A 25,227-nucleotide genomic window follows, 5' to 3' on the forward strand; every position below is an offset into this window, starting at 1 on the left:
CGGAGTACTTTAGATACTCATCTAACATAAAATTCCGCTTATGCGCCTGACTTCACTGGATGTTTTTCGCGGCATTACCATCGCTGGAATGATTCTCGTTAATATGGCGGGTGTCGCAGATGATGTATATCCTCCCTTAGCTCACGCCGATTGGCACGGCTGCACACCAACGGACTTGGTATTTCCTTTCTTTCTCTTCATTGTCGGTGTAGCGATGACTTTCTCGCTGTCAAAATACAGCGAAGGCAATAAACCAACCTCAGCTGTTTACTGGCGGATATTGCGGCGCGCCGCTATTCTCTTTGCCTTGGGATTACTACTAAATGGCTTTTGGAATCAAGGTATTTGGACTTTTGATTTGAGTAGTATCCGCATTATGGGAGTGTTGCAGCGGATCAGCCTTACCTATCTGCTGGCTTCCCTAGCTGTTCTCAACCTTCCGCGCAAAGGCCGATGGATACTAGCAGCAGTGCTACTCATTGGCTACTGGCTAACGATGATGTATGTAGCAGTACCGGAGCATGGTGCGGGAGTTTTGACGCGAGAAGGTAATTTCGGTGCTTATGTCGATCGCCTGATTATTCCCAAAGCACATTTATACAAAGGTGATGGTTTCAACTTTATGGGAGATCCAGAAGGACTTTTCAGCACTATTCCCGCGATAGTAAGCGTCCTTGCTGGCTACTTCACAGGTCAATTGATACGCAGTCAACCTGTACAGTCACGTACAAGTATCGGTTTAGGATTATTTGGAGTCGGTTGCTTAATTATCGGTTGGACATGGGGGTGGACATTCCCAATTAACAAAAAGCTGTGGACAAGTTCTTATGTAATATTTACAACAGGTTGGGCGTTATTATTACTAGCAGCTTGTTATGAACTTATCGAAGTACGGCTGATGCGTCGCTGGAGTAAACCTTTTGAAATTATGGGCTTAAATGCGATCGCTCTTTTCGTTGCCTCGGTTTTGTTAATTAAAATTTTAGTCAAAACCACTATTGGCACCGGCAAAGATGCTCCTAGTACTTACAATTGGATTTACCAGAATTTTTTTGCAGGGGCGGGCGTGCTGAATGGTTCCCTGTTATTTGCCTTAGTCACCGTGTTGTTGTGGTGGGCTGTTGGTTTTCTGATGTATCGGCAACGCTGGTTTCTGAAAGTGTAAAAAATTTTTGTTATTATTTACGTTTTAGTGTTTTCAATGTTACAACAGGTGTTAAGTGATGGATTGTAACACTTTAGGAACAAAGACAATCGCAACTTTATCAATATTATTAGCGCGTTAATCTGCGCTTTCTTTAGCAAATTTACTTAAGCCCTGATATCGTTTCTAACGGCAGAAGCGTATACAGACTTATCTGTGCGTTGAAAATTCTTATTTCTTCTAATTCACTAAATTAATCCATAGAAAAATTGTGAGGTAATCGATGCGTCGCATGAATTTTTGGGTATTTTTGCCAATTACCTTGATATTGGGGTGCTCAAATCAACTACTTCAATCTAACCCGTCTGTAGCCAACTCTAACCCAGCAGTAGTTAAACAAACTAGTCCAACTTTATTAGCAAAGGCGAGTTACCTTTCAGCATTGGAACAACAGGTAATTGTTGAAACAAATAAGGTAAGAACAAATCCTAAAGCATACCTCCCGGTTCTGGAAAACTATAGGAAGCGCTTTGAGGGGAACCGAGTCAAAATTTCTAATAATACTTATCTACGAACTCAAGAAGGAGTTAAGGCAGTTGATGAAGCGATCGCATTTCTCAAATCAGCACGTCCTGTAGGAACCTTGAGTGCATCTAAGGGTATGTCTTTAGGAGCAAAAGATCACGTAAAAGACCAAGGCCCAAAAGGTGCTATAGGTCATGATGGTAGCGATGGTAGCAACCCTTTTACTCGCATCAACCGCTATGGTAAATGGCAAACAACCGCAGGTGAAAATATCAGTTATGGGCCAAACAGCGCTCAAGATATCGTCATGCAGTTAATTATTGATGATGGTGTGAGCGATCGCGGCCATCGAAAAAACATTTTTAATGGTGCTTTTAAAGTCTCTGGTGTTGCTTATGGAACTCACAAATCATACAGAACAATCTGCGTGATTGACTACGCTGGCGGATATAGGGAAAAATAATTTGCGGGGGAGTTCATATAAGCCCAAAACCCGATTTATCGCGTCTTGAAAGACCAATTATTTACACCAATAACTCTTAATCCAAGGTATTAGGGATAACCTGGCGATTAGAAATCGTGGTTACACAAGCCAAGTCCGCCTGCGCTGACTCAAAGAATTTGAAACCCGCCTAAGCGGGTTTTGTCTGTGTAAACAAGGTTTCTAACCGCCCATTTAGCTATTTTGCAGCAAACCAAGCGCCATGAAAGCCATAAGGCACTCGCTGAGGAATTATCACCCGCGCTACAGGTTCAGCTGTTATATCTTGGGCATTCACTACTACTAATTCTGAAGTGTCTGAACCCTCATCATGGACGAAAGTCATCAGCCAACCATCATCCTCAGCCGTTGCACCAGGACGCGGCGCAAACACAGTTTCACCGCCATAACGCCCCTGTCCAAATTCATGTATTTGGGATTTTCCATTGCTGAAGTCGTATTTGATGATACCATCAAATAAAGGTACGGGACTGTTTGCCGCTTTGTTAGTGTAGCCATATCGGTTTTGTCGCCCCAATCGATTTTCGTTGACGCGGGGAAATTCGGAAGCTACATCATCCAACATTTCTTCACGTACTGAACCAGTATTGAGGTTAAATCGCCAGCGATGCAAACGGGGAATATTTGCGTTTGGGTCGGGTCGCGAATCATCAGAACTCAAAACAGTTGTAGAACTCATACGACAGGCAATTAGCACTACCTCGTCTCCCTCTTCGTAAGCGTTGAGGGTATGGAAGACGTAGCAAGCAGGACTTTCAAACCAACGGATATTACTGTTGTCACCGTGACGTGGTACAATGCCAAAGCGACTGGGGCGATCGCGCTCAAACATCATTACGGGTTCTCCCCGTTGCGATCGCTCTAGGTTAAAAGTCAGTGGCAAATCCATGAAAATTGTGTAGTTTTCAGTGATGGCGAAATCGTGCATCATCACGCCTATTGGCAGTTCAATTGGCACTGTCCGCAACAGTTTGCCTTGGGCTGAGACTACACTATATTGCAGATACGGTGGCGCAAACAGAGAATAGCCAAAGAAGATCATTTCCCCTGTAACTGGGTCGACCTTGGGATGAGCTGTGAAGGCAGAAACCAGCTTACCATTGTAGCTATACTCGCCAATGGTTTCTAATTCAGGCAGCTTGATGGCATGAGGTTTACCTCCCTCGTTCAACGCCAACATTTGACCAGCGTGCCACACTAAGGCAGTATTGGCAGTATTTTTGTAAGCACCGTAAGGATTATCCATCTGTGGTGGTTCTAACAATCCACTCCAGATAGCCTTACCCGCTTCTCGTTCTTTTTTCCATCCGAAAGTTTGGATGTAGCGGTTACGATAAGTGGCTATGCCGTTACTAATTTGCACACCATGCAACATCCCATCCCCATCAAACCAATGATATTGACCGATAGGCGTCCATTGAGGGTTAGGGCCATTCCGCACAAACATCCCTGATAGGTTAAGGGGTAATTCACCGATAACTGGCAATTTGTCGGTGGTGATTTCTTCATGAACTGGAGCAAAATTGCCATCGAGATAGGGATTGACTGCTATTGTTACCATTGTCTTGATTTCAGCGTACATTTGTACTGTACATTCTGGTTTGTCATTATGCCCACATGGTTTTGAGGGCGTTGTGGAATTTTTGCAATCGGTCTACAAATTCAATTTTTTCTCTAGCTGTTTAATTCGTTTGATTTGTAAGAGGTTCCATTCATCTTCAGAATAAGGTGTGCTATGGCAGATATCTAGATTTATTTAGCGATCGCTAGTTGTATATAAACTTAATACAAGGACATCAGCCGCTAATTTAACTCTAAATTGATTTGCTTCAATCGATAACGAGAAATACTCAATCCTCAGATTTTGTTGAATATATAGCAGTGTTACCATTCAATGACGCAGCTTCAACTGTTATTTCTTGATGCCGATTTGGTTTGATAAATCGCTCTGTTATCGTCTTAATGACGATATACAAAATTGGCACTACAAACAAACTCAATAAAGTAGCGATTAACATCCCACCAAATACTGCCGTTCCCAAAGATTGGCGACTTCCTGCGCCGGCACCTGTGGAATTAGCCAAGGGAAAAATTCCTAAAAGAGTAGCAAAAGCAGTCATCAAAATTGGACGTAACCGTTCTTGTGAAGCTTCAATTACTGCTTTAGTCATTGAAAGACCTTGATCTCGCAATTGGTTAGCAAACTCCACAATTAAAATAGCGTTTTTACTAGCTAAACCAATCAACATTACTAGACCAATTTGACAGTAAACATCATTAGAAAAACCCCGTAACGATTGAGCTACAAGCGCTCCAAAGATAGCTAAGGGAACTGATAACAGAATGATAAAGGGGTCAATGTAGTTTTCGTATTGAGCAGCTAGTACCAAAAATACAAATACCAATCCTAATCCAAAGATCAGGGGTGCTAAACCGCCAGAATCTATTTCTTCTAATGCAGTCCCTGACCATTCATAGCCATAACCTGCTGGTAAAACTTCTTTAGCAACTTGTTCCATTGCTTTAATTGCGTCTCCAGAACTAGAGCCAGGGGCGGCAGCACCATTAATTTCAATTGAGCGGAACAGATTGTAGTGATTTATCGTTTGCGCTCCCACAGTCGGAGTAACTGTGACTAAGTTACTTAAAGGAATCATTTGATTCTTTTGAGAACGAACGTATAGTTTACCAATATCTTTTGGATTGGAACGATACTGTTGATCTGCCTGGAGATACACCCGATAATTGCGCTGCTGGAGATTAAAATCATTGACATATTGCGATCCCAAAGCAGTTTGTAAAGTACTGAAGACATCATCTATGGAAACTTGCAATGATTTGGCTTTATTGCGGTCTACTTCCACAAGCAATTGTGGTGTATCTGCGGCAAAGGTGCTAAATACAGCTTGTAATCCTGGTGTTTGATTAGCTTTACCCAGCAACTTACCCATCGATTGCACCAAATTTTCTAAGCCACTGTTACCTCTGCGGTCTTGCAGTTGAAAGACGAAGCCGCCAAAGTTGCCTAAACCCTGAATTGCTGGCGGATTCACAGGAAACACTCTGGCTTCTGGGATTGCCATCAACTTCCCTTGCAAACTGCCAATAATCGCCTTTACCGATTGATCGGGTTTTGAGCGCTCATCCCATGATTTTAAAGTGGTAAAGATGATGCCGCTATTGGCGGTGCTACCACTAAAACCAAATCCTCCGATCGCAAAAGTCCCCAGTACTTCTGGAATTTGCAGAATTTCTTTTTCTACCCGTGCAATCACATCGCTGGTATATTGCAGCGAAACCCCTTGCGGCCCTTGGATAATTGTGATGAAGTAGCCTTCGTCTTCATCGGGTAGAAAAGCTGTCGGTACTGTCATGTACAGCCAAGCAGTCATTCCCAAGGAAACAATAAACAACCCAATGACGATACCTTTAATGCGTGCTAGAAAAGTAAGCGATCGCTTATAACTATGCTGTACCCAGTCAAGAAAGCGATTTATCTGGCCAAAAATCCAACCCAGCCAGCCTGAAGGTCTTTGTCCTTGACGCAACAACACCCCACACAAAGAAGGTATCAGAGTCAAAGCCAAAAAAGTCGAAATCGCAATGGAGAAAGCGATCGTCAGCGCAAATTGCCGATAAAGTGCGCCTGTGGTTCCCGGAAAGAACGCCACTGGTACAAATACCGCCATCAACACTAGTGAAGTGGCAATCACCGCGCCAAATAGTTCCGCCATTGATTCACTAGCGGCTCGGCGAGGATTTATACCTCTATCCTGAATAAAGCGGCTGATTTGCTCTACTACAATGATCGCATCATCTACCACCATCCCTGATGCTAAAGTCAGACCAAACAAAGTCAAACTATTAATTGAAAAGTTAAAAACTTTGACGAAGCCAAATATCCCAATGAAGGAAAGCGGAATAGTAATTGCCGGAATTAAGGTAGTTCGCCAGTCCTGCAAAAACACAAAAATTACAATTACAACTAGCACCACCGATTCAATCAGGCTCTTAAGCACTTCTGCCATCGACTCTTCGACAAACATGGTTGTGTCAAAAGCTACCTGATATTTCATGCCTGGGGGAAAACTTGGAGCCAATCGCGCAATTTCGGCTTTGACTCCCTTGGCTACATCCAAGGCATTACTACCAGGAATCTGATAAATCCCTAAACCGACAGCATCGTTACCACGAAATCTTAGAAATGAACTGTAGTTTTCTGCACCCAGTTCTGCTCTACCGACATCTTTGAGCTTGACTAATGTGTTATCATCTCCAGTTTTGAGGACAATTTCTTCAAATTCTGATGGTTCTGCTAATCGGCTAGCAGCACGCACATCAAGTTGATACCTTTGTCCTTCAGGAGCAGGTTCTTGTCCAATTCTCCCTGCACCAACTTGCAAGTTTTGTTCAGATAAAGCATTGGCTACATCCTGAGTTGTTAGCCCCCGATTGGCAAGGCGAGTTGGATCTAACCACAGGCGCATTGCATAGCGGCGTTCGCCAAAAATTTGAACGTTGCTCACACCTTTGACTCTTTTTAAGGCATCTGCTAAGTAAAGGTCGGCATAGTTACTTAAGAATGTATTGTCGTACTCTTTATTTTCAGCAAATAAACCAATCGCTAAGAGGATGTTACTAGATTCTTTTGATACTCGTACTCCCGTGCGTTGCACAGAGTCTGGTAGTTGTGGCTGGGCAACAGATACACGATTTTGCACATCCACAGCTGCAATATCTTTATCACGCGATGAATCGAAGGTGGCTGTAATGGTACTAGTACCATCGTTACTGCTGCTAGAAGTGAGATATCTTAGTCCCTCAACCCCGTTGATTTGCCTTTCTAAGATATTTGTCACTCCGCTTTCTACGACTTCTGCACTAGCTCCGCTATAGTTGGAAGTTACAGTGATTTGGGTGGGACTAATTTCTGGGAATCTAGCGATCGGTAGTGAGGGAATACTGATTAATCCTGTTAAAAGGATGACGATCGCACATACCGACGCAAAAATTGGCCGCTTAATAAAGAAGTCAACAAACATAGTTTAAAAATTGGGCTTTGGGTATTTGGTATTTGGCATGGGACATTGGGAATTGGGCATTGGGCGTTAGGAGTGCTGAGTTAGGAGTTAAGAGTTAAGAGTTAAGAGTTAGGAGTTAAGAGTTTTGTTTATCTCCTTGTCCCCTCATCTCCCTCATCTCCCCGCTCCTCTGCCCCCTGCTCCCCTGCTCCCCTGCTCCCCTGCCCCCTGTCCCCTGTCCCTCTTCAGCTAAGGCTTCTGGCTACCAACTTCTTCTTTTTCAGGAGTAATGGGAGCGCCATTAGTTAGGTTGAGAATACCGGAAACAACAATTTTGTCTCCAGCTTTTAGTCCTTCGATAACTTGATAATTATTCCCCTCAATAACTCCCAATTTCACAGGTTTTTGTTGAGCAACTAAAGATGGCGCTCCAGCTTTCTTTTCTGCTGGTGCTTCAGCTTTTTTTTCTGTTGGTTCAGCGTTCTTTTCTGTTGGCGCTTCAGCTACAAATACAAAAGTCTCTCCACCCAAGCGAGATACTGCTGTAACTGGAATTAAGATTCCCGGACGTTCGTTCCAGATCACTTTGGTTTGCACTGATTGAAGATTAAGCAGTCGATTTCTCGAATTGCCAAAGTTGGCTTTTACTAAAACTGTCTGCGAATCGGAACTAGCATTTGGGGAGATAAAACTGATCTTACCCCTTGCTATGGGTTTGTCTTGGACATCCAGCATTTGCACAGGTAAACCCAAGCGCAACTTTCTGGCTTCGGCTACGGGAACGGAAATATTCAGTTCTAAAGAGTCGTTTCTAGTTAGTGTAGTGAGTTGATCGGCTTTTTGCACATAATCTCCCACTTTTGCTGGAATATCACCAACAATGCCAGTGAAAGGTGCTAGAACTTTTGTGTATTGCAATTGGACTTGGGCCGCTTGAACTTGGGCAGCTGCTTGAGTTACTTGCGATCGCGCTTGGGCAATTTCTTCTGGGCGGGAACCATTTTCTAGTTGCCTTAAGTTTTGTTTTTGTTGTTCCAAAGCACCACCTAGCTCGTTGATACTCGATCTTCTGCTTTGGCGGAGTTGGTCTAGGCGTTTCTGGGCTACGACCAGAGCAGCTTCAGCACTTTGCTGTTCTTTGACATACCCTTCTAAGGTATCTTGGGAAACTGCGCCCTCTTTTCTCAATTGTGCATATCGTTTGGCGCGTGACTGTGCTAGTTCCACATCAGATTTAGCTGACTGAATTTGAGCCTCAGCCTGAGCAATTTCTTCTGGTTGCGATCCCGATTGAGCATCTCTAAAGCGAGCTTGGGCTTGAGCTAACTGCGCTCTGGCTTGGGCAATTTCTTCTTGTCGCGTACCCGCTTGAAGTTCGGCAAGCTTTGCTTGGGCTTCTTGCAGTGTGCCTCTAGCTTGTAATAGTTGAGCTTGGACATTATCACTTTGCAGACTAATAATGACTTGTCCTTGTTGAACGCGGTTGCCCTCTTGGATGAAAATCTCGGTAATTCGCCCTTCAACCTGTGGCTTGATGATTACTGAACGTGGAGCTTCTAAGGAGCCAATAAACTCCGAACTGTCTTGAACGGTTTCAGTTTTCACTGTCGCTAGCTTGACTGGAACTGCTCTAGGTTGACCGGCATTTGCCCCAGCCGCAGGTGCATTGCTAGCATTACTAGTTTGCCACCAGCGCCAACCAAAACCTACACCTGCAATTAATAAAACGATTCCTAATAGTAGCGGCCAACGCCGTTTTTGAGGTGGCTTAGGCGATCGCTCTGGCAATTGTTGCGACTCTTGACTAGAATCAGTAACAGCAGGCTGTTCTATTTCAATGGGTAAGGGAGAGTCAGGGAACTCAGAATGGGACATCTTCGTTTTCTCGTCTTGTGGATTTAGACTTGGGCAATCTACTTTTCGCTTCGCTAAAAAAGCATTATTTTGAATAGTTTTTTAGCCCTTTTTTCTCTAGGTTGGTGAAAAATATGTTTTGGTATTTGGGCGATCGCTCACGATGTCTAGCACCTAAAATCAAGGAATTTTGTTCAGCACATTATGGTTGATTTGTACATTACTTAACTCCGTTCAATTTCTTAAAGTGTAATTTATAGTTTTTTGGTAGTCAGTATAAACACAGTGCTTTCTCTCTAAGCTAAAGCACGGTTGATGTTGTTGCAGCTAAAGCTTCTGCCTGTAAAGCGTAGGCGTAGCCCGCCGAACGCGAGTGCGTCTTGTAGAGAAGGCATCGTTTTGGTAATTAGAGCAAGTTAGCAGTTGCTTTTGTAGTTATGTAAATGACGAAATAAAGTTACCTCATTGACCGCAGCAACACGAGTAATTTCTCGCGTTGTCGCTGTGATTAAACCTGTCGTTGCAAATACCTTAGTTGCTGATTAGATCAAGGGTGCATAAGTTTGTGCCGTACTTGATGGTAATGTTTTCTATGAGTGTTTGCAAGCGCTTGCTTGCATTATAACCACATAGCAAACGAGATTAGTATTATTTATAGATGAGTTTATCCCTCTTGAGTAGTACTGAATACTGATCTTAGGGAAGAAAAAAGTCTGGGGCGATGCCTTCTCTAGAAGACACTTCTTTACGAGAGGCTTTGCCAACGCCTAGCTTGCTTCCCCCTATGGTACGGCGGGCTACGCCTACGCTGATTAATTCAGCTTTATTAATCATCAAGTTATCCTCACCGAGAACGACGTGCAATCAATTAGTGTTCTCTAGATTCCTATTTTTGAGCAGTCTCAACTTCCTACAGTTAGTTCACCTGACCGGTTGATCTTTAAATCACCCATTCGGGTGATTTAATTTATTCCAATCGGGGTTTTATTTGTGTAGCTAACGAGTGAGAAATCCTCAATCCCCTTCAACCATCCACAACTGATTTCTTAGAATCGAATTTTGGTAAAATCCCCACAGTTGATTTTCGGTTGGTAACAATATGAGAAAAAAGCCACTCATACCGATCGAGCGCTTGCTCTAAGGAATAGTTTTCTTCGGCAAATTGTCTTCCTGTGTTACCTAGCTTCGTCATTAGAGCCGGATTAGCATATAAATTACGCACCGCAGCAGCCATTGCTTGGGGCGATTCTGGTTCAACAACTATCCCACCACCACTGAGTTCGATGGCTTTAGCAGCAGTACCAGTGGCGGGAACTGAACCCACAATTGGGCGACCACTCGCCAACAAAAGTGGTATTTTTGAAGGCATATTGAACGAAATCACATTGTGCTTTTGCACAATTAGCCCAACATCAGAAGCCGCTAGCATTTCAGGTAGTTTTTCTCGCGGCTGTAATGGTAGTAGCAAAACATTATCTGCTCCCTTTGATAAACAATATTCCTGCAATCTTTGCAATGCTCTTGATTCGCCAACAATGACAAAGACAATATCCTTGATATGACGTAAACAAACGGCTGCTTCGATTACTGTCTCTAAACCTTGCGTTAGAGCAATGTTGCCTGAATAAAGTACTACAAATTTCCCATCTAATTGGTGGTTAGATATCCAAGAGTTGCTCTGTTTCGGTAACGGGCGAATGAAATTTACATTTACCCAATTGGGAATACAAACGATTTTATTAACAGGTACTCCCTTATTTACTAAATTCTCACGAAACCCATCAGCGATCACACTAATAGTGTGTGCAGTCCGATATGCAAATTTCTCTAAAGCTGCAAGAGTTCGGATCATCCACTTGTTTTTTAATAGCCCGATACGCACAGCAGCTTCTGGTAAAATATCTTGCACATTTAGAACTACTGGGCAGTTGTATAACCAGCCTAATGTTGTTGCTGGCAATGTACCTAGTAGCGGCGGAACTGTTAGGATAATTACATCTGGTCGCCCACCTTTAAAGGCTTGGGGTAAGCTTGTGAAAACAAAGCTCAACTCCAGTAACAGGCGATCTACGAGGTTAGGTTTAGACTTAATTCGCACGTAACTTCGCGCAATTGTGACGCCATTTTTTTGTTCCGTAAGATACCATTTATTTTGATACCCATCGTAAATTTCGCGCTGAGGATAGTTGGGCATTCCCGTAATCACTCGCACTTTATGACCTCGCTTTACTAACCCTTCTGCCAATTCAGTCATTAACGGAGCAATTCCAATTGGCTCTGGATGATAGTTGTAGGAATAAATCAGAATATGCATGAACTATTTGTGAATTTTGTGAATACAGCATGAGACGAGCAAATTACTTATTAATAGCCAGTAGGGGCTGCTATTTTTATTGCTTACAAGGTTTTCTTTTGCATAAAGCTATAGGTTTAGAGGCAGGAAGCAGAGGTAGAAACTGTTTATATCTGGTTTGTCTCTCTGTTTTTTCTTACCTCATTTATTTACAAATGCTGTATTTTGACTGGTTAAATTGTTTAATTAAAAAAAAGGTGTTAAACATTGCTTATAAATTTTCTTTATAGTTTTCAAAAGATAATTTTTGTCAGGCATAAAACACTTAAAAATCAAAATATAACTTTGTATAAACAGGTGAGATTATTGATAAATATAGACTTTATTTTCTGATGATTATGACAAGAGTTGGTCTCTTTATTTACGAATCAATGCCTAAATTTACACTGGAGGAATTGTAACATTATATCCACTGTTATGCATATAACCCTCATTCCGCCTTTTCAACTGGCACATGAAGTATTTTTAACCAAGTCACCAGTATTGTATTAATTGAGGAGAATCCCACTTTTTGAGTAGTTCAAAGGCGCTGACTAAAACAGTGTTGAGTGCTGAGTAATAAATGCTGAGGTAAAAGTAAAATTAATTTCACTCATATTTTTAATGAGGTTATATGATAACCCTACTAGTTAACTGAACTAGTAGGGCTAGAATAGAGATTCAGTAAATTTGGCAAGCTCTGACTAGAAAGCCCTAATTTCTAGTAAAAGGCTTGCTTTTTCTTTAGAGTTGAAGCTATACCCAAACCAGCAAATGCTAGCAAACCCAACAAAGAAGCAGGCTCTGGAACTTTGGATACTTGAATAAAGCCAGAATTTTGATCTAGTATTGTTGACGTTCCTTGTTGATCGACATCCTGACGTAATTGCAAAGAGTCGCCAACCGTTCCTTGAAAGAAATATTCTCCAATTACACCCGTTCCTCCGGCGACATCAAAGGGGCCAAATAATGTCTGAGTGGAAGTATTAAAATTGAAAGCGAAGAAGTTAGATTCTGATACTCCACCACTTACAGTGTTATAGGTTCCCAGAAGATTTTTAGATGGGTCTAAGAAGGAGACATTCAAGGATTGTAAAAAGTTGGTGGCTCCACTACCAAGTTCTGAAATGATTGTTGGTGCTGTAGTTTCGTCGTAGCTAAATGAACCTGTTGCTGAGTAACCAGCATTACCTTGCCAATTAAAGTTTAATTCAATAGCTTGGGCTGGGTTGTTAGCACTAGTAGCGATCGCAACACTGGTTGCTGCGATCGCAGTAATTTGGGCGAAAATATTTTTCATGGTCATAACTCCAAAATTGATTTTCATGATGCATATATCAATGCATCAATCAAGACTAAGCTTACGATAGAAATATATATCCGTAAATACCGCATAAAATACGGTATGTAATGTAATGAATCTATGAAGAGAAGCACTTGTTTTATAAAGTTTTGCATAAAATGTCAAGTCTATAGTGATGTCTGACAACAAACTCCTCTGCGTCTACGCTTCTTTCTATGCAATCCACCGTAGCTTAACTTCCATTCCTTATTTATCGAAATTAAAGGGTTTGAAATCCCTGCGTTTTTACGTAGCCCAGTTAGTCTGGGGGATCTTCTAACATTAGGGGTTAAAATCCTCGTCTATTTGCATAGCGTACCGCAGACAAAATATCTTTAATGTTGGTTGAATTTAGAATTTTTAACTATGAGGTTTTCCCTTTATTCTCTTCGATGACCGATTCAGCTAAAAATCACGAGCGATCGCCTGAGAATAACTGATAAAGTTGAGCTACGCAAAGTTGAAAACAGTGTTATATGCCTGGGTTTCTATTAGAAGTTGGTACAGAAGAACTACCTGCAAGTTTTCTCAGTGATGCTTTAGTGCAATGGCAGGAACGCATTCCCCAAAGCCTGGAAGCAAACAGCCTCAAGGGCGATGTCCAGGTGTACGGTACTCCCCGGCGGCTGGCGGTATTGATTACAGGTCTACCATCGCAGCAACCAGACCGAGAAGAAGAAATTAAAGGGCCCCCCGCCCAAGCCGCCTTTAAAGATGGTCACCCGACAGCAGCAGCAGCAGGCTTTGCCAAAAAGCAAGGTGTGGCACTGGATGCGCTGTCAGTTCGCCCCACAGACAAAGGGGAATTTGTTTTTGTGCAAAAAAGAATTCCCGGTCGTCCTGTAGCGGAAATTTTGACAGAACTTGTTCCCCAGTGGATTTGGGGTTTGGAAGGTAAGCGGTTGATGCGTTGGGGAAATGGGGATGCCAGGTTTTCCCGACCAATTCGTTGGCTGGTAGCTTTGTTAGATGAGACGGTATTGCCTTTAGAATTAGTGAATGGTTCTAAAACGATCCAGAGCGATCGCATTTCTCAAGGTCATCGGGTTTTGCATCCCGAACCTGTGACAATTGCCCAGGCTACTGATTATGTTACCGCCCTCAAGTCTGCATTTGTCACCGTTGACCCAGAAGAACGGGTAAATCTGATTAAAGAGCAAGTAAACGCAGTTGCAGAGAATTTAGGCGGGTATACAGTAATTTACCCCGATTTATTAGCGGAAGTAACCAACCTTGTAGAATATCCTTCCGCAGTTGTTGGTAAATTTGAACCAGAATTTTTGGAATTACCAACTGAGGTAATTACCGAAGTCATGGTTACTCATCAACGTTATTTTCCTGTATTCAAACCAGGGAGTTTTGAGCAAGAATTATTGCCCAACTTCATCACAATTTCTAACGCCGATCCCAAAAAATCAGATATTGTTGCCGTCGGAAATGAAAGGGTAATTCGTGCCAGATTAGCTGATGGGAGATTTTTCTACGAAGCTGATTTAACTAAACCATTAGAAAGCTTTTTACCGCAATTGGAAAAAGTCACCTTCCAAGAAGAATTGGGTTCGGTGCGTGCCAAGGTAGATAGAATAGTTAAAATCGCCGAGCAAATTAGCAGCCAATTAGAATTAGCGGAAAGTCAAAGCCAAAGAATCCAACGTGCTGCTTTATTATGTAAAGCAGATTTAGTCACTCAAATGGTGTATGAATTCCCCGAATTGCAAGGCATTATGGGAGAAAAATATGCCTTAGCCAGTGATGAAGATGCCGAAGTAGCAAAGGCAATTTATCAACATTATTTGCCAAAGGGAGCCGGTGATGTTTTACCGGAAACACTCACGGGTAAAATTGTTGGTTTGGCAGATAGATTAGATACTTTAGTGAGTATCTTTGGTTTAGGTTTAATTCCTTCCGGTTCATCCGATCCCTTCGCCTTACGCCGTGCGGCTAATGCTGTAGTTAAAATTGTTTGGTTTGATAATTTGCCAATAAATTTAGATGATTTTTTGAAGCAAATATCGATAGACTTTGCAGCAAAATATCATAAAGACCAGGCATTATTAACCACAGCATTACAAGAGTTTTTCTTGCAACGCATCCGCACTTTATTACAAGAAGAAAAACAGATTGATTACGACTTAGTAAATGCAGTTTTAGGAGAAAACGATCCAGAATACACAGAACGAACGTTAAAAGATTTATTGGATGTCCGCGATCGCGCCTTGTACTTACAACAAATCCGCAACGACAGTACCTTAGATAACATCTACGAAACCGTTAACCGTTCCACACGATTAGCCGCTCAAGGTGATTTGGATACAAAACAGCTAGAACCGACAACCGTAGTTCGTCAAGAATTATTCCAAAAGCCCTCTGAAGACGCTTTGTATAATGCACTAATCGAATCAGTACCACAAACTCAAGCAGCACAGCAGACACGAAATTATCAACTATTAGTAGCAGCACTCACAAAAATTGCTCCGGCAGTTAGTAACTTCTTTGATGGCCCAGATAGCGTTTTAGTTATGGACTCCGATCCAGAAATCAAGCGTAATCGGTTACATCTGCTCGGATTAGTTCGCAATCATGCCCGTGTTTTAGCTGACTTCGGTGCGATCGTCAAAAATCTGTAGCGTAGGTCAACAAAAACTTGTGTAATTTTTGCCAAGAAAGGCTACTATAGGGAGTGCTTAACCAGGGACTCTGCTGCAATCTATGTCCAAAGCTCATGTTATTGGATTGGGAAAGTCCGGTGTTGCTGCGGCGAGATTGTTGAAACGGGAAGGTTGGGAGGTAGAGCTGAGCGATCGCAACACCTCCGAAACCCTCCTAGAACAACAACAAGAACTCGCTGCCGAGCAAATAACCGTTAAACTAGGACAATCCCTAGAATTGAATGGTGCTAATTTACCGCAATTAATAGTCGTTAGTCCTGGCGTGCCTTGGGATATTCCCGTATTAGTTGAGGCACGCCAATTAGGTATTGAAACCATTGGCGAAATGGAACTCGCATGGCGAAATTTACAATCACTACCTTGGGTAGGAATTACTGGCACTAATGGCAAAACTACTACCACAGCTTTAATTGCTGCCATTTTCCAAGCAGCAGAATTAAATGCACCCGCCTGCGGTAATATTGGCTACGCCGCTTGTGAAGTTGCCCTATCTCAGGGAGCAGGGGAAGCAGCGGAGGCATTTGATAATTCCTCACTCTTCACTCCTAACTCCTCACTCCTAACTCCTCACTCGTCACTCGATTGGGTAATTGCCGAAGTTAGCAGCTATCAAATAGAATCTTCGAGTTCTCTTGCTCCCCGGATCGGGGTTTGGACGACTTTCACGCCAGATCACCTCAGTCGCCATAAAACTTTAGAAAACTATTACAACATCAAAGCCAAATTATTACGTCAGTCGGAGTTGCAAGTATTCAATGGCGATGATGCGTACTTGAGCCAGTTAGGTTTAAGTGCTTGGCCTGATGCCTATTGGACAAGTGTCAGAGGAAAAGATTTTCTGATTAGCGAAAAAGGCTTTTACATCGAAGACGGCTGGGTTGTGGAAAAATTGACTGCAACCTCGGCACCAGAACCGATTGTGAAAGTATCTAGTTTGCGAATGGTGGGAGAACATAACCAGCAAAATCTTTTGATGGCAGTAGCAACAGCAAGATTAGCGGGAATTAATCGTGATGCGATCGCCCGTGCAGTTCGGGAATTTCCTGGTGTTGCCCATCGTTTGGAGCATATCTGCACATGGGAAGGTATCGATTTCATTAACGATAGCAAAGCTACTAATTACGATGCGGCTGAAGTAGGTTTAGCATCTGTTAACAGTCCAGCAATTTTAATTGCTGGTGGAGAAGCCAAAGCAGGTGATGATACTGCTTGGCTAGCACAAATTCAAACCAAAGCTGCTGCTGTGTTATTAATTGGCTCTGCTGCACCCGCATTTGCTAAACGTCTCCGAGAGGTGGGGTATCATACATACCATATTGTGGAAACTATGGAAAGGGCAATTCCCAAGTCGGCAGAATTAGCCAAGCAGTATCAAGCGCCTGTGGTATTGCTATCTCCGGCTTGTGCGAGTTTCGACCAGTACCCGAATTTTGAGGTGCGGGGCGATCGCTTCCGTCATCTATGCCTTGCTTGGGCAGGTGGTTGGAAACCCGCCAGAGTAGAACTTCCAGAACTTGAAAACTCTAGTCAAGAGTCCATAGTTCAAAGTCGATAAGCATTGTTTGTTTACAAGTTCGTAGTAAGGACTTTAGTCCTTGTTTTCTAACCACTAAAGTCCTTACTACAAACTCTCAAAACTAATTTGACAAAATATTAGAAAGATTATTTGGTACTAATTTAGTAGTTTTCTATAATTAGATTTTGCTATAGTTTGCAACTTCAACCTCATGAGCGATGCTTGTAGGTTTAGGAATAGGTAAACCATCTTCTAGCATCCCTTCAATATGAAATTCAATAGCTTCTGCAATCATCTGCTTGACTTCTTCTAAAGTTTCACCCACAGCGACACAACCTGGTAAATCAGGGACATAAGCAGAGTAATTACCTTCAGCCTTTTCAATCACCACTACATACTGCATTGCGGTTCTCCTTATAACTGTGCTTGCCTCCAAATACTACTGAGAGTACCAGGGGCTAAGTCGTCAGACAATTTACCTGGAACTGTAACCACACCGGGTTTATCAGGATGTTTGAACTGTCGATGACTACCTTTAGTTCTATCAAGATACCAACCATCAGCTTCCAGTCGTTTGATTACATCACGTACTTTCATGTTACTACTTATCTGTACAGGTAAAATTTCTGTTACAGATAGAGTGCCTTATTGAGAAAGCAAAGTAAACACAATTATGTCAGCAATTCTGTCCGTCATGTTGTCATGGGTTTTAGTATTCCTACCCAACACATCAATCAACCAATAGGGCGATTTCCGGGATTGACAGCATGAATATATTCACTACCCGATCGCGGTCTTCCTCGTTTATAATAAGCTTCTTCTGGTTTACCCCATCCTAGCTGCAAAATCATTTCCAAAAAGCTAGAATTTTCCCACTTGCACAAACTTGCCCACTCTGTTCTCTGAACAATTCTCTCTACATCAGAGGTGACAATTTGTTGGTATTGTTTACTATTATTGAAACTCAAATATAAATCCATCCCCATAGAGACTTCATACCAAAATTCTACGATGGAATTTTTAGCGGCTTTTAATATCTCTAAGTCACCATTGAGGGCAATTAACTCACTATCTATTTCGGGATAATGCAAGTTTTTTCCTTTAACTGTCATTTCCCGCCAAATAATACCAGAAACTCGATTTTCTCTCTGATAGTCGTGAATTGCAGTTTTGAAATCTTGATAGGCAGTAAACTGTTGCAACCCATCAGTTCTGATAAACTGGTCAATTACAGGATTGCCAGAGACTTTTATTTCTAACTTTAAGCGTTTTCCTTTCAGGCAAGCTTGGCGTTCGGCTGCCAAAATTTGAATTAGTTCCTGAGTGGTGTAAACCTTTGACATCAGAATACACTCTATTTAGTCATTGGTCATTGGTCATTAGTCATTAGTCATTAGTCAGTTGTTACGGACTTATAGACTATAGATTAACTTTCTAATCATTATGCTTTGACATCGGCGGCAATGTAGTAACAGATATAACTAAAAATTAGGGCAGACCAATTTGGTCTACCCCATAGGTTACTTAGCTAACTCACTACTAAACTCGTTAAAAGCTCGCCGCTTTAGCTGTGCTGTTTCAGTGCGTGGTAATAAATCAAAGATTTTACGAAATTCATCGTCTATATCTTCAAAAGGTACTTGACCCTTTTTATTCAAAACTACTTCACCTGACTTATTTAACACCACTACTTGAGGAACGCTTCCAGCATAGTAATATCCTGGTTCAGTTGGGTCGTAGGTCTCTTTCTGCGGGATAGTATCTACATTAATCGGCATAATCTCTGCTACCCGACCGTAGAATTCCTGTACCCGTGAAATGGAAATGGCATATCTTTTGGAATCGCTACTATCATCCAGATAAAAAGCCAAAAATACGGGTTTATGTTCCGCTAAAGTCTGTGCTAGTGTCTGTCTGGGAGGAACCAATGAACCATTGCCAGCATAAACGACAAAGATGTTGCCATCATATAAATCATTATTCAGACCAGCAGATGCAGGTTGCATACTTATAATGAAAAGACTTACAAGCAACAACAGGCATTTGGACAACCACCTTTGCCAGCCAGTAATTTGTTTATGTAAAAAAAGAAACTTTGTGCTATTCATCAAAAGGAACCTTGCAAGCTACTACTTGTTGTGAGTTTGTGCTGAATTTGACCAACTGGGCTGGATATGTAATTACGCCCACGCACTATTTTTTAAGATAACGCCTACTGAGATTATCTCTCGCAAGTGGCTGGTATCGCTACGCAGAAGTCAAAACAGAGGTAAAGTAGCGCAACAATCCAAAATCTAAAATTGCGAATACTGGCTTTTTTAGCCAGGATTCGCTAAACTCACAAGATTAAATTTGCACTTTTAATTAGCAACCACCAGAAAACTAGGGTACAGATATGGGAAACAAAATACAATTCATAGATAGGCTACGATTGGGTTTCGCTGTTTCAGTGGCAAAAAGTGTGACGTTTATAGTGCGATCGCTCCGTCTGGGTGCTGCTAGTGTATTACCAGGCTCGATTGCTCGTCGCATTGAACCCCGACTTTTACAATTATTGAGTCAGCAAGTTAAAAATGGAGTGATTTTAATTGCTGGTACTAACGGCAAAACCACTACAGCACTGCTTTTATGCACAATCCTAGAACGCAAGGGTTTTCGCGTCACTCATAATTCTACAGGTGCAAATCTGGAAAATGGCTTGATGACGGCGCTGTTGGAAAGCACCAACTTACTAGGTACGCTAAATACTGATTACGCCATTTTGGAAGTTGACGAAAATATTGTACCAAGAGTATTAACGCCACTCCAGCCGCGAATTATCCTCTGTTTAAACTTGTTCCGCGACCAACTCGATCGGTACGGCGAAGTAGATACAATTAGTAAGCGTTGGACAAAAGTTATTTCTACCCTACCACCAGAAACAGTGGTAATTCCCAATGCTGATGACCCAACTTTATCTAACCTCGGTCAGCAGTTACCCCAACGGGTGTTATTCTTTGGTTTGAATGAACCAGAACATTATCTAGAAGCAATTCCTCACGCTGTTGATTCTATTTATTGTCCCAAATGTGGACATTCCCTAGATTACAAGGGTGTTTATTTGTCTCATTTGGGAGATTTTACTTGTCCCAAGTGTGGTTTTAATAAAAGTAAACCGACTCTAGAAAGTAGTGAATGGTCGCAAATTTTGGTCGGTTTATACAACAAATATAATACTTTGGCGGCTGCAACTGCGGCTATTGAGTTGGGAGTTGATGAAGTAACAATCAGAGATACTATTAATACCTTTCAAGCTGCTTTTGGTCGGGCTGAAGATTTAGTAATTAACGGTAAACGAGTGCGAATATTGTTATCAAAAAATCCTGTGGGAACGAATGAAACCATTCGCGTAGTTACTCAAAGCACAGATAAAACCACACTGCTGGTATTGAACGATCGCACGCCCGATGGCACTGATGTATCCTGGATTTGGGACGTGGATACCGAGAAACTAGTCGAACGCGGCGGGACTTTAGTAGTGAGTGGCGATCGCGTCTACGATATGGCACTACGTTTACGTTACAGCCAAAAGCACCCTGAGAGTAACTTAAATTTAATAGTCGAAGAAGATTTGCGACAAGCGATCGCTACTGCATTAGAGCATACAGCAGAGAATGAAACTCTGCATATTCTGCCCACCTACTCAGCCATGCTAGAAGTGCGAGAAGTTTTGACTGGTCGTAAAATTCTTTAAATTGGTCATTGGATAAGAGTTTTTTCCTATGCCCAATGCCCAATACTTCGACTTCGCTCAGTACAAGTGCCCCATGCCCCATTCCCAAAATTTATGAGTTCTCAAAATTTGGAATTAACAATTGGTTGGCTTTATCCGACGCTGATGAGTACTTATGGCGATCGCGGTAATGTAATTACTATAGAACGTCGCGCCGAGTGGCGGGGATACGATGTGAAAGTATTACCCTTAGATCAAAATTCTACAGCCGCAGATATTAAAACAGTAGATGTCATCGTTGGTGGTGGCGCACAAGATCGTCAGCAAGAAATTGTCATGCGTGATTTGCAAGGTGCAAAAGCTGATGCAATGCGCGACAAAATCGAAAATGGCACACCAGGAGTATTTACTTGTGGTTCACCCCAATTACTGGGACATTATTATGAACCAGGCTTGGGGCAACGAATTGATGGTTTGGGAATACTCGATTTAGTTTCCGTGCATCCTGGTGAAAATACTAAGCGCTGTATTGGCAACTTGGTAATTGAAGTGACAGCCTTACGTCTAGCGCGAGATTTAAAAGAGATGACAGGTAGCACACCGTATTTGGTAGGCTTTGAAAATCACGGCGGACGCACCAAACTGGGAAAAGTGGAAGCTTTGGGGCGAGTGGTATACGGTTTGGGAAATAATGGTGAAGATGGGACAGAAGGAGCATTTTATCAGAATGCGATCGCTACTTATTCTCACGGCCCTTTGTTACCGAAAAATCCTTTTGTTGCAGATTGGTTAATTCAAACAGCGCTGCGGTTGAAATATCAGCAGGAAATTACCTTAGAACCCTTTGACGATACTCTCGCCATACAAGCACGAGAAGCAATGTTTAAGCGATTGAAAGTCAGTTTACCAAGTGCTGCGGCGGCGAAAGTTTAACTTCAGTTCGCTGATTAAGCCTCTCTCCGTATCGGGGAGAGGTTTGGAGAGGGATCAAATTTGACATCAAGCAAAAGGGCAAAGTATGACTCAAGCCTTAACTAAACAAGTAACATTTGATGAATTTATCGCCTGGTATCCCGAATCTTCAGACAGGCGTTATGAACTACATGATGGGATAATTGTTGAAATGCCTAAGCCAAGAGGGAAGCACTCAGAGATAGCTGGGTTTATAAATGGTTCTTTGTTTATTGAAATCGCCCGTTTGTCAATCCCTTGGTTTATCCCTAAAGAATGTGTCATCAAGTCACTTAATACTGATTCCGGTTATGAACCAGATGTCATTGTTCTTGATAGACAAGCTCTCAGCAATGAACCACGCTGGAAAAAAGAATCTATTATTACGCGGGGTAGTTCAGTCAAGTTAGTTGTAGAAGTTGTTTCAACCAACTGGAGCGATGATTATGCTTTGAAGCTAGAAGATTACGAGTCTTTGGGCATTCCTGAATATTGGATTGTAGACTATTTAGGTTTAGGCGGTAGGCGGTTTATTGGCAATCCTAAACAACCAACTATCTCGATTTACCAACTAATTGAAGGTGAGTATCAAGTTAGACAATTTAGGGGAAATGACCGCATTCAGTCGCCAGCGTTCCCAGAGTTGAATTTAACTGCTGAACAGATTTTCCGGGCTGGAGAAATCGCGTAATTTAGGTGGCTAAGGTTGAAATTTTTATCTGATAAAGCAAGAGGAAAGTATGACTCAAACCTTACGCAAACTAGTAATATTTGATGAATTTATTACTTGGTATCCAAAAAACTCACAACGACGCTATGAACTACATGACGGAGTAATTGTTGAAATGGCTCCTCCCACAGGTGAACACGAACAAATTGTTGGATTTTTAGTTGGGGAAATAGTTACAGAATACAAACGTTTAAAACTACCTTATTTCATCCCCAAAACGGCATTCATTAAACCGACTCAGAGCGAAGCAGCTTACTCACCAGATGTACTGTTGTTGAATAACTCTAATTTAGTAAATGAACCTCTGTGGAAAAAGGAATCTACTGTAAGCCAAGCGGCATCAATTCCTTTAGTAATTGAAGTAGTAAGTACCAACTGGCGAGACGACTATTTTACCAAAGCAGGTAAATATGAAGAGGTCGGAATACCTGAATACTGGATTGTAGACTATTTAGGTTTAGGTGGTAGGCGCTTTATTGGCAATCCTAAACAACCAACTATCTCGATTTACCAACTAACTGAAGGTGAGTATCAGGTCAGGCAGTTTCGGGGAAGCGATCGCATTCAGTCGCCAGCGTTCCCAGAATTGAATTTAACTGCTGAACAGATTTTTCAAGCTGGAGAAGTCGCGTAAACAAGGGCTAAAAAAGTAAAAGAGTCATCAAAGACTCGTCCGCGAGTATCAAAGACTCGTCCGCGAGTATCAAAGACTCGTCCGCGAGTATCAAAGACTCGTCCACGAGTATCAAAGACTCATTCACGAGTATCAAAGACTCATTCACGAGTAACAAAGACTCGTCCACGAGTATTAAAGACTCATCCGCGAGTATCAAAGACTCGTCCACGAGTATCAAAGACTCGTCCGCGAGTATTAAAGACTCATTCACGAGTATCAAAGATTCATTAACGAAATTCATAGCCCCATTAATGAGTATTAAAGACTCGTTTACAAGCAAATCTGAGCCATTGGTAATGATAAATTCTTTTTAGATTCCGTAAAAATCATTAGCGCTCATGTAGTGCTACACAGGATAGTAGGTTGCTTTGATATCTTGCAGCATTCTCAATTAGCACCCGCGATCGCCTGAAACTCGAACTTCTAAGAACCAATAGCCAAAGCCACTCAAATGGACTAAAACCTAAGTCTGGAAAGAATTTAGTCCTCTTAAGAGGACTTTCGCTATCAGCTATAGGTTTCTAACCTGTGGCGTTTGTTAGGATTAGTGCAAAATATTAGTGGTTGCGAGATTGTCCAGCGAATCAGGGGTATTACATATAATTTTCGTTGACAGGTGAACCTCAGTATGGAAAATACGCCTCAACGTTACCTTGAAAAAATCCGAGAAGCGAAAGAGAAACAGCTTAAAGAATTAGATTTAAGCAATGATTGGCATACTGATAACAAGGAAAAATTAACAGAGATTCCTGCTGAGGTGTTTCAACTGGAATGGTTGGAGGTTTTGAATTTAAGCGGCAACCAATTAAGGACACTGCCAGAAGCGATCGCCCGCCTGCAACAACTCACTTCCCTGGATTTAAGCGGCAACCAATTAAGGACACTGCCAGAAGCGATCGCACGCCTGCAACAACTCACTTCCCTGGATTTAAAGGGCAACCAATTAAGGACACTGCCAGAAGTGATCGCCCGCCTGCAACAACTCACTTCCCTGGATTTAAGCGTCAACGAATTAAGGACACTGCCAGAAGCGATCGCCCGCCTGCAACAACTCACTTCCCTGAATTTAAGGGGCAACCAATTAACGACATTGCCAGAAGTGATCGCCCGCCTGCAACAACTCACTTCCCTGGATTTAAACGGCAACCGATTAAGGACACTGCCAGAAGCGATCACCCGCCTGCAACAACTCACTTCTCTGAATTTAAGCGTCAACGAATTAAGGACACTGCCAGAAGCGCTCACCCGCCTGCAACAACTCACTTCCCTATATTTAATCCACAACCGATTAAGGACACTGCCAGAAGCGATCGCCCGCCTGCAACAACTCACTTCCCTGAATTTAAGCTTCAACCAATTAACGACGCTACCAGAAGCGATCGCCAGTCTCCAACAACTCACCACCCTGAATTTAAGCCACAACCCATTAATGACACTGCCAGAAGCGATCGCCAGTCTCCAACAACTCACTACCCTGGATTTAAGCTATAACCAATTAACGACACTGCCAGAAGCGATCGTCAGTCACCAACAACTCACCACCCTGAATTTAAGCTACAACAAATTAACGACACTGCCAGAAGCGATCGCCAGTCTGCAACAACTCACCACCCTGAATTTATGGGACAATCCTATCGAAAAGCCACCGCCAGAAGTTGTTGAAAAAGGTATTAAGGCCATTAAGGATTATCTTCGACAAATACAAGTAGAAGGTACAGATTATCTGTACGAGGCAAAGTTACTAATTGTTGGTGAAGGAGGAGCAGGGAAGACAACACTGGCGAAAAAGATTAAAGACCAAAATTATCAACTTCGAGAGGAAGACTCTACGAAGGGAATTGAGGTGATCCTGTGGGGTTTCCCAATGGAAAATGGGCGAGAATTTCAAGTCAATATTTGGGACTTTGGGGGGCAAGAGATTTACCATGCTACTCACCAATTTTTCCTCACCAAGCGTTCTCTCTATACTTTGGTGGCAGATACCCGCAAGGAAGACACGGATTTTTATTACTGGCTGAATGTTGTAGAACTCTTGAGCGATAACAGTCCGCTGCTAATCATCAAAAATGAGAAGCAAAACCGCTACAGAGAGATTAATGAACTCCAGTTACGGGGACAGTTTACTAATTTAAAAGAGACTTTAGCAACAAACCTTGCTACCAACAGAGATTTAGAACAAGTTTTAGATAAAATCAAGCATTATCCCTCTTCTGTCACTTTCCGAGTATTCTGAATAAAAGGATTAAAAGAAAA

The 25,227-nt window shown here is 42.2% G+C and carries 19 protein-coding genes; 9 read left to right on the forward strand and 10 right to left on the reverse strand.

Annotation, left to right across the window (positions count from 1 at the left end; all coding sequences use genetic code 11):
- Window positions 1-40 precede the first annotated feature (40 nt).
- Window positions 41-1,165, forward strand: a complete 1,125-nt coding sequence (locus RMX89_RS20280) for an acyltransferase family protein (protein ID WP_322690200.1) — start codon at window positions 41-43, stop codon at window positions 1,163-1,165.
- Between the two features lie 262 nt (window positions 1,166-1,427).
- Window positions 1,428-2,132 (forward strand): CAP domain-containing protein, encoded by a 705-nt coding sequence (locus tag RMX89_RS20285; protein ID WP_322690201.1) that lies wholly within the window; start codon window positions 1,428-1,430, stop codon window positions 2,130-2,132.
- Window positions 2,133-2,349: 217 nt separating this feature from the next.
- On the opposite strand, the gene RMX89_RS20290 is transcribed toward RMX89_RS20285, so the two are convergent.
- The 6 genes from RMX89_RS20290 to RMX89_RS20315 form a co-directional block, all read right to left on the reverse strand.
- Window positions 2,350-3,732 (reverse strand): carotenoid oxygenase family protein, encoded by a 1,383-nt coding sequence (locus tag RMX89_RS20290; RefSeq protein WP_322690202.1) that lies wholly within the window; start codon window positions 3,730-3,732, stop codon window positions 2,350-2,352.
- 289 nt (window positions 3,733-4,021) lie between these two features.
- Window positions 4,022-7,213, reverse strand: a complete 3,192-nt coding sequence (locus RMX89_RS20295; protein ID WP_322684612.1) for an efflux RND transporter permease subunit — start codon at window positions 7,211-7,213, stop codon at window positions 4,022-4,024.
- Window positions 7,214-7,441: 228 nt separating this feature from the next.
- Window positions 7,442-9,067, reverse strand: a complete 1,626-nt coding sequence (locus RMX89_RS20300; protein WP_322690203.1) for an efflux RND transporter periplasmic adaptor subunit — start codon at window positions 9,065-9,067, stop codon at window positions 7,442-7,444.
- Window positions 9,068-9,742: 675 nt separating this feature from the next.
- Window positions 9,743-9,880, reverse strand: coding sequence for a hypothetical protein (locus RMX89_RS20305; RefSeq protein WP_322690204.1), 138 nt, complete (start codon window positions 9,878-9,880; stop codon window positions 9,743-9,745).
- Window positions 9,881-10,070: 190 nt separating this feature from the next.
- Complete coding sequence (locus tag RMX89_RS20310; protein ID WP_322674964.1) at window positions 10,071-11,360, reverse strand: glycosyltransferase family 4 protein; 1,290 nt, start codon at window positions 11,358-11,360, stop codon at window positions 10,071-10,073.
- A 739-nt stretch (window positions 11,361-12,099) separates the two neighbouring features.
- A complete protein-coding gene (locus RMX89_RS20315) occupies window positions 12,100-12,678 on the reverse strand; it encodes a PEP-CTERM sorting domain-containing protein (RefSeq protein ID WP_322690205.1) in 579 nt (192 codons plus the stop codon).
- Window positions 12,679-13,196: 518 nt separating this feature from the next.
- On the opposite strand from RMX89_RS20315, the gene glyS reads away from it, so the two are divergent.
- On the forward strand, window positions 13,197-15,347 hold the full coding sequence (gene glyS / locus RMX89_RS20320) for a glycine--tRNA ligase subunit beta (RefSeq protein ID WP_322690206.1): 2,151 nt from the start codon (window positions 13,197-13,199) through the stop codon (window positions 15,345-15,347).
- An 82-nt stretch (window positions 15,348-15,429) separates the two neighbouring features.
- Window positions 15,430-16,944, forward strand: a complete 1,515-nt coding sequence (murD, locus tag RMX89_RS20325; protein WP_322690207.1) for a UDP-N-acetylmuramoyl-L-alanine--D-glutamate ligase — start codon at window positions 15,430-15,432, stop codon at window positions 16,942-16,944.
- Window positions 16,945-17,083: 139 nt separating this feature from the next.
- Here the strand turns inward: murD and RMX89_RS20330 are convergent, their stop codons facing one another.
- The 4 genes from RMX89_RS20330 to RMX89_RS20345 all read right to left on the reverse strand — a co-directional run bounded on the left by RMX89_RS20330 (window position 17,084) and on the right by RMX89_RS20345 (window position 19,013).
- Window positions 17,084-17,308 (reverse strand): type II toxin-antitoxin system HicB family antitoxin, encoded by a 225-nt coding sequence (locus RMX89_RS20330; RefSeq protein ID WP_289796608.1) that lies wholly within the window; start codon window positions 17,306-17,308, stop codon window positions 17,084-17,086.
- Between the two features lie 11 nt (window positions 17,309-17,319).
- On the reverse strand, window positions 17,320-17,502 hold the full coding sequence (locus RMX89_RS20335) for a type II toxin-antitoxin system HicA family toxin (RefSeq protein ID WP_322690208.1): 183 nt from the start codon (window positions 17,500-17,502) through the stop codon (window positions 17,320-17,322).
- 137 nt (window positions 17,503-17,639) lie between these two features.
- Window positions 17,640-18,248 carry a hypothetical protein gene (locus RMX89_RS20340; protein WP_322674968.1) on the reverse strand — a complete coding sequence of 203 codons (609 nt, stop codon included), beginning with the start codon at window positions 18,246-18,248 and terminating at the stop codon, window positions 17,640-17,642.
- Window positions 18,249-18,425: 177 nt separating this feature from the next.
- Window positions 18,426-19,013, reverse strand: coding sequence for a thylakoid membrane photosystem I accumulation factor (locus tag RMX89_RS20345; protein WP_322684607.1), 588 nt, complete (start codon window positions 19,011-19,013; stop codon window positions 18,426-18,428).
- Between the two features lie 287 nt (window positions 19,014-19,300).
- On the opposite strand from RMX89_RS20345, the gene RMX89_RS20350 reads away from it, so the two are divergent.
- The 5 genes from RMX89_RS20350 to RMX89_RS20370 all read left to right on the forward strand — a co-directional run bounded on the left by RMX89_RS20350 (window position 19,301) and on the right by RMX89_RS20370 (window position 25,207).
- Window positions 19,301-20,638: a Mur ligase family protein gene (locus RMX89_RS20350; protein WP_322690209.1), complete on the forward strand. Its 1,338-nt coding sequence runs from the start codon at window positions 19,301-19,303 to the stop codon at window positions 20,636-20,638.
- Between the two features lie 93 nt (window positions 20,639-20,731).
- Window positions 20,732-21,550: a type 1 glutamine amidotransferase gene (locus tag RMX89_RS20355; protein WP_322690210.1), complete on the forward strand. Its 819-nt coding sequence runs from the start codon at window positions 20,732-20,734 to the stop codon at window positions 21,548-21,550.
- An 85-nt stretch (window positions 21,551-21,635) separates the two neighbouring features.
- Window positions 21,636-22,259 carry a Uma2 family endonuclease gene (locus RMX89_RS20360; RefSeq protein WP_322690211.1) on the forward strand — a complete coding sequence of 208 codons (624 nt, stop codon included), beginning with the start codon at window positions 21,636-21,638 and terminating at the stop codon, window positions 22,257-22,259.
- A 49-nt stretch (window positions 22,260-22,308) separates the two neighbouring features.
- A complete protein-coding gene (locus RMX89_RS20365) occupies window positions 22,309-22,932 on the forward strand; it encodes a Uma2 family endonuclease (RefSeq protein ID WP_322690212.1) in 624 nt (207 codons plus the stop codon).
- Between the two features lie 670 nt (window positions 22,933-23,602).
- Entirely contained in the window at window positions 23,603-25,207 is a 1,605-nt protein-coding gene (locus RMX89_RS20370; protein WP_322690213.1) for a leucine-rich repeat domain-containing protein, read from the forward strand.
- Window positions 25,208-25,227 lie beyond the last annotated feature (20 nt).

This window comes from Nostoc sp. DedSLP04, from assembly GCF_034530775.1.
GTDB lineage: Bacteria > Cyanobacteriota > Cyanobacteriia > Cyanobacteriales > Nostocaceae > Nostoc.

Coding starts and splice junctions, on each gene's coding strand:
- RMX89_RS20280 (WP_322690200.1), top strand. CDS start 41: ATGCGCCTGACTTCACTGGATGTTTTTCGCGGCATTACCATCGCTGGA.
- RMX89_RS20285 (WP_322690201.1), top strand. CDS start 1,428: ATGCGTCGCATGAATTTTTGGGTATTTTTGCCAATTACCTTGATATTG.
- RMX89_RS20290 (WP_322690202.1), bottom strand. CDS start 3,732: ATGGTAACAATAGCAGTCAATCCCTATCTCGATGGCAATTTTGCTCCA.
- RMX89_RS20295 (WP_322684612.1), bottom strand. CDS start 7,213: ATGTTTGTTGACTTCTTTATTAAGCGGCCAATTTTTGCGTCGGTATGT.
- RMX89_RS20300 (WP_322690203.1), bottom strand. CDS start 9,067: ATGTCCCATTCTGAGTTCCCTGACTCTCCCTTACCCATTGAAATAGAA.
- RMX89_RS20305 (WP_322690204.1), bottom strand. CDS start 9,880: ATGATTAATAAAGCTGAATTAATCAGCGTAGGCGTAGCCCGCCGTACC.
- RMX89_RS20310 (WP_322674964.1), bottom strand. CDS start 11,360: ATGCATATTCTGATTTATTCCTACAACTATCATCCAGAGCCAATTGGA.
- RMX89_RS20315 (WP_322690205.1), bottom strand. CDS start 12,678: ATGAAAAATATTTTCGCCCAAATTACTGCGATCGCAGCAACCAGTGTT.
- glyS (WP_322690206.1), top strand. CDS start 13,197: ATGCCTGGGTTTCTATTAGAAGTTGGTACAGAAGAACTACCTGCAAGT.
- murD (WP_322690207.1), top strand. CDS start 15,430: ATGTCCAAAGCTCATGTTATTGGATTGGGAAAGTCCGGTGTTGCTGCG.
- RMX89_RS20330 (WP_289796608.1), bottom strand. CDS start 17,308: ATGCAGTATGTAGTGGTGATTGAAAAGGCTGAAGGTAATTACTCTGCT.
- RMX89_RS20335 (WP_322690208.1), bottom strand. CDS start 17,502: ATGAAAGTACGTGATGTAATCAAACGACTGGAAGCTGATGGTTGGTAT.
- RMX89_RS20340 (WP_322674968.1), bottom strand. CDS start 18,248: ATGTCAAAGGTTTACACCACTCAGGAACTAATTCAAATTTTGGCAGCC.
- RMX89_RS20345 (WP_322684607.1), bottom strand. CDS start 19,013: ATGAATAGCACAAAGTTTCTTTTTTTACATAAACAAATTACTGGCTGG.
- RMX89_RS20350 (WP_322690209.1), top strand. CDS start 19,301: ATGGGAAACAAAATACAATTCATAGATAGGCTACGATTGGGTTTCGCT.
- RMX89_RS20355 (WP_322690210.1), top strand. CDS start 20,732: ATGAGTTCTCAAAATTTGGAATTAACAATTGGTTGGCTTTATCCGACG.
- RMX89_RS20360 (WP_322690211.1), top strand. CDS start 21,636: ATGACTCAAGCCTTAACTAAACAAGTAACATTTGATGAATTTATCGCC.
- RMX89_RS20365 (WP_322690212.1), top strand. CDS start 22,309: ATGACTCAAACCTTACGCAAACTAGTAATATTTGATGAATTTATTACT.
- RMX89_RS20370 (WP_322690213.1), top strand. CDS start 23,603: ATGGAAAATACGCCTCAACGTTACCTTGAAAAAATCCGAGAAGCGAAA.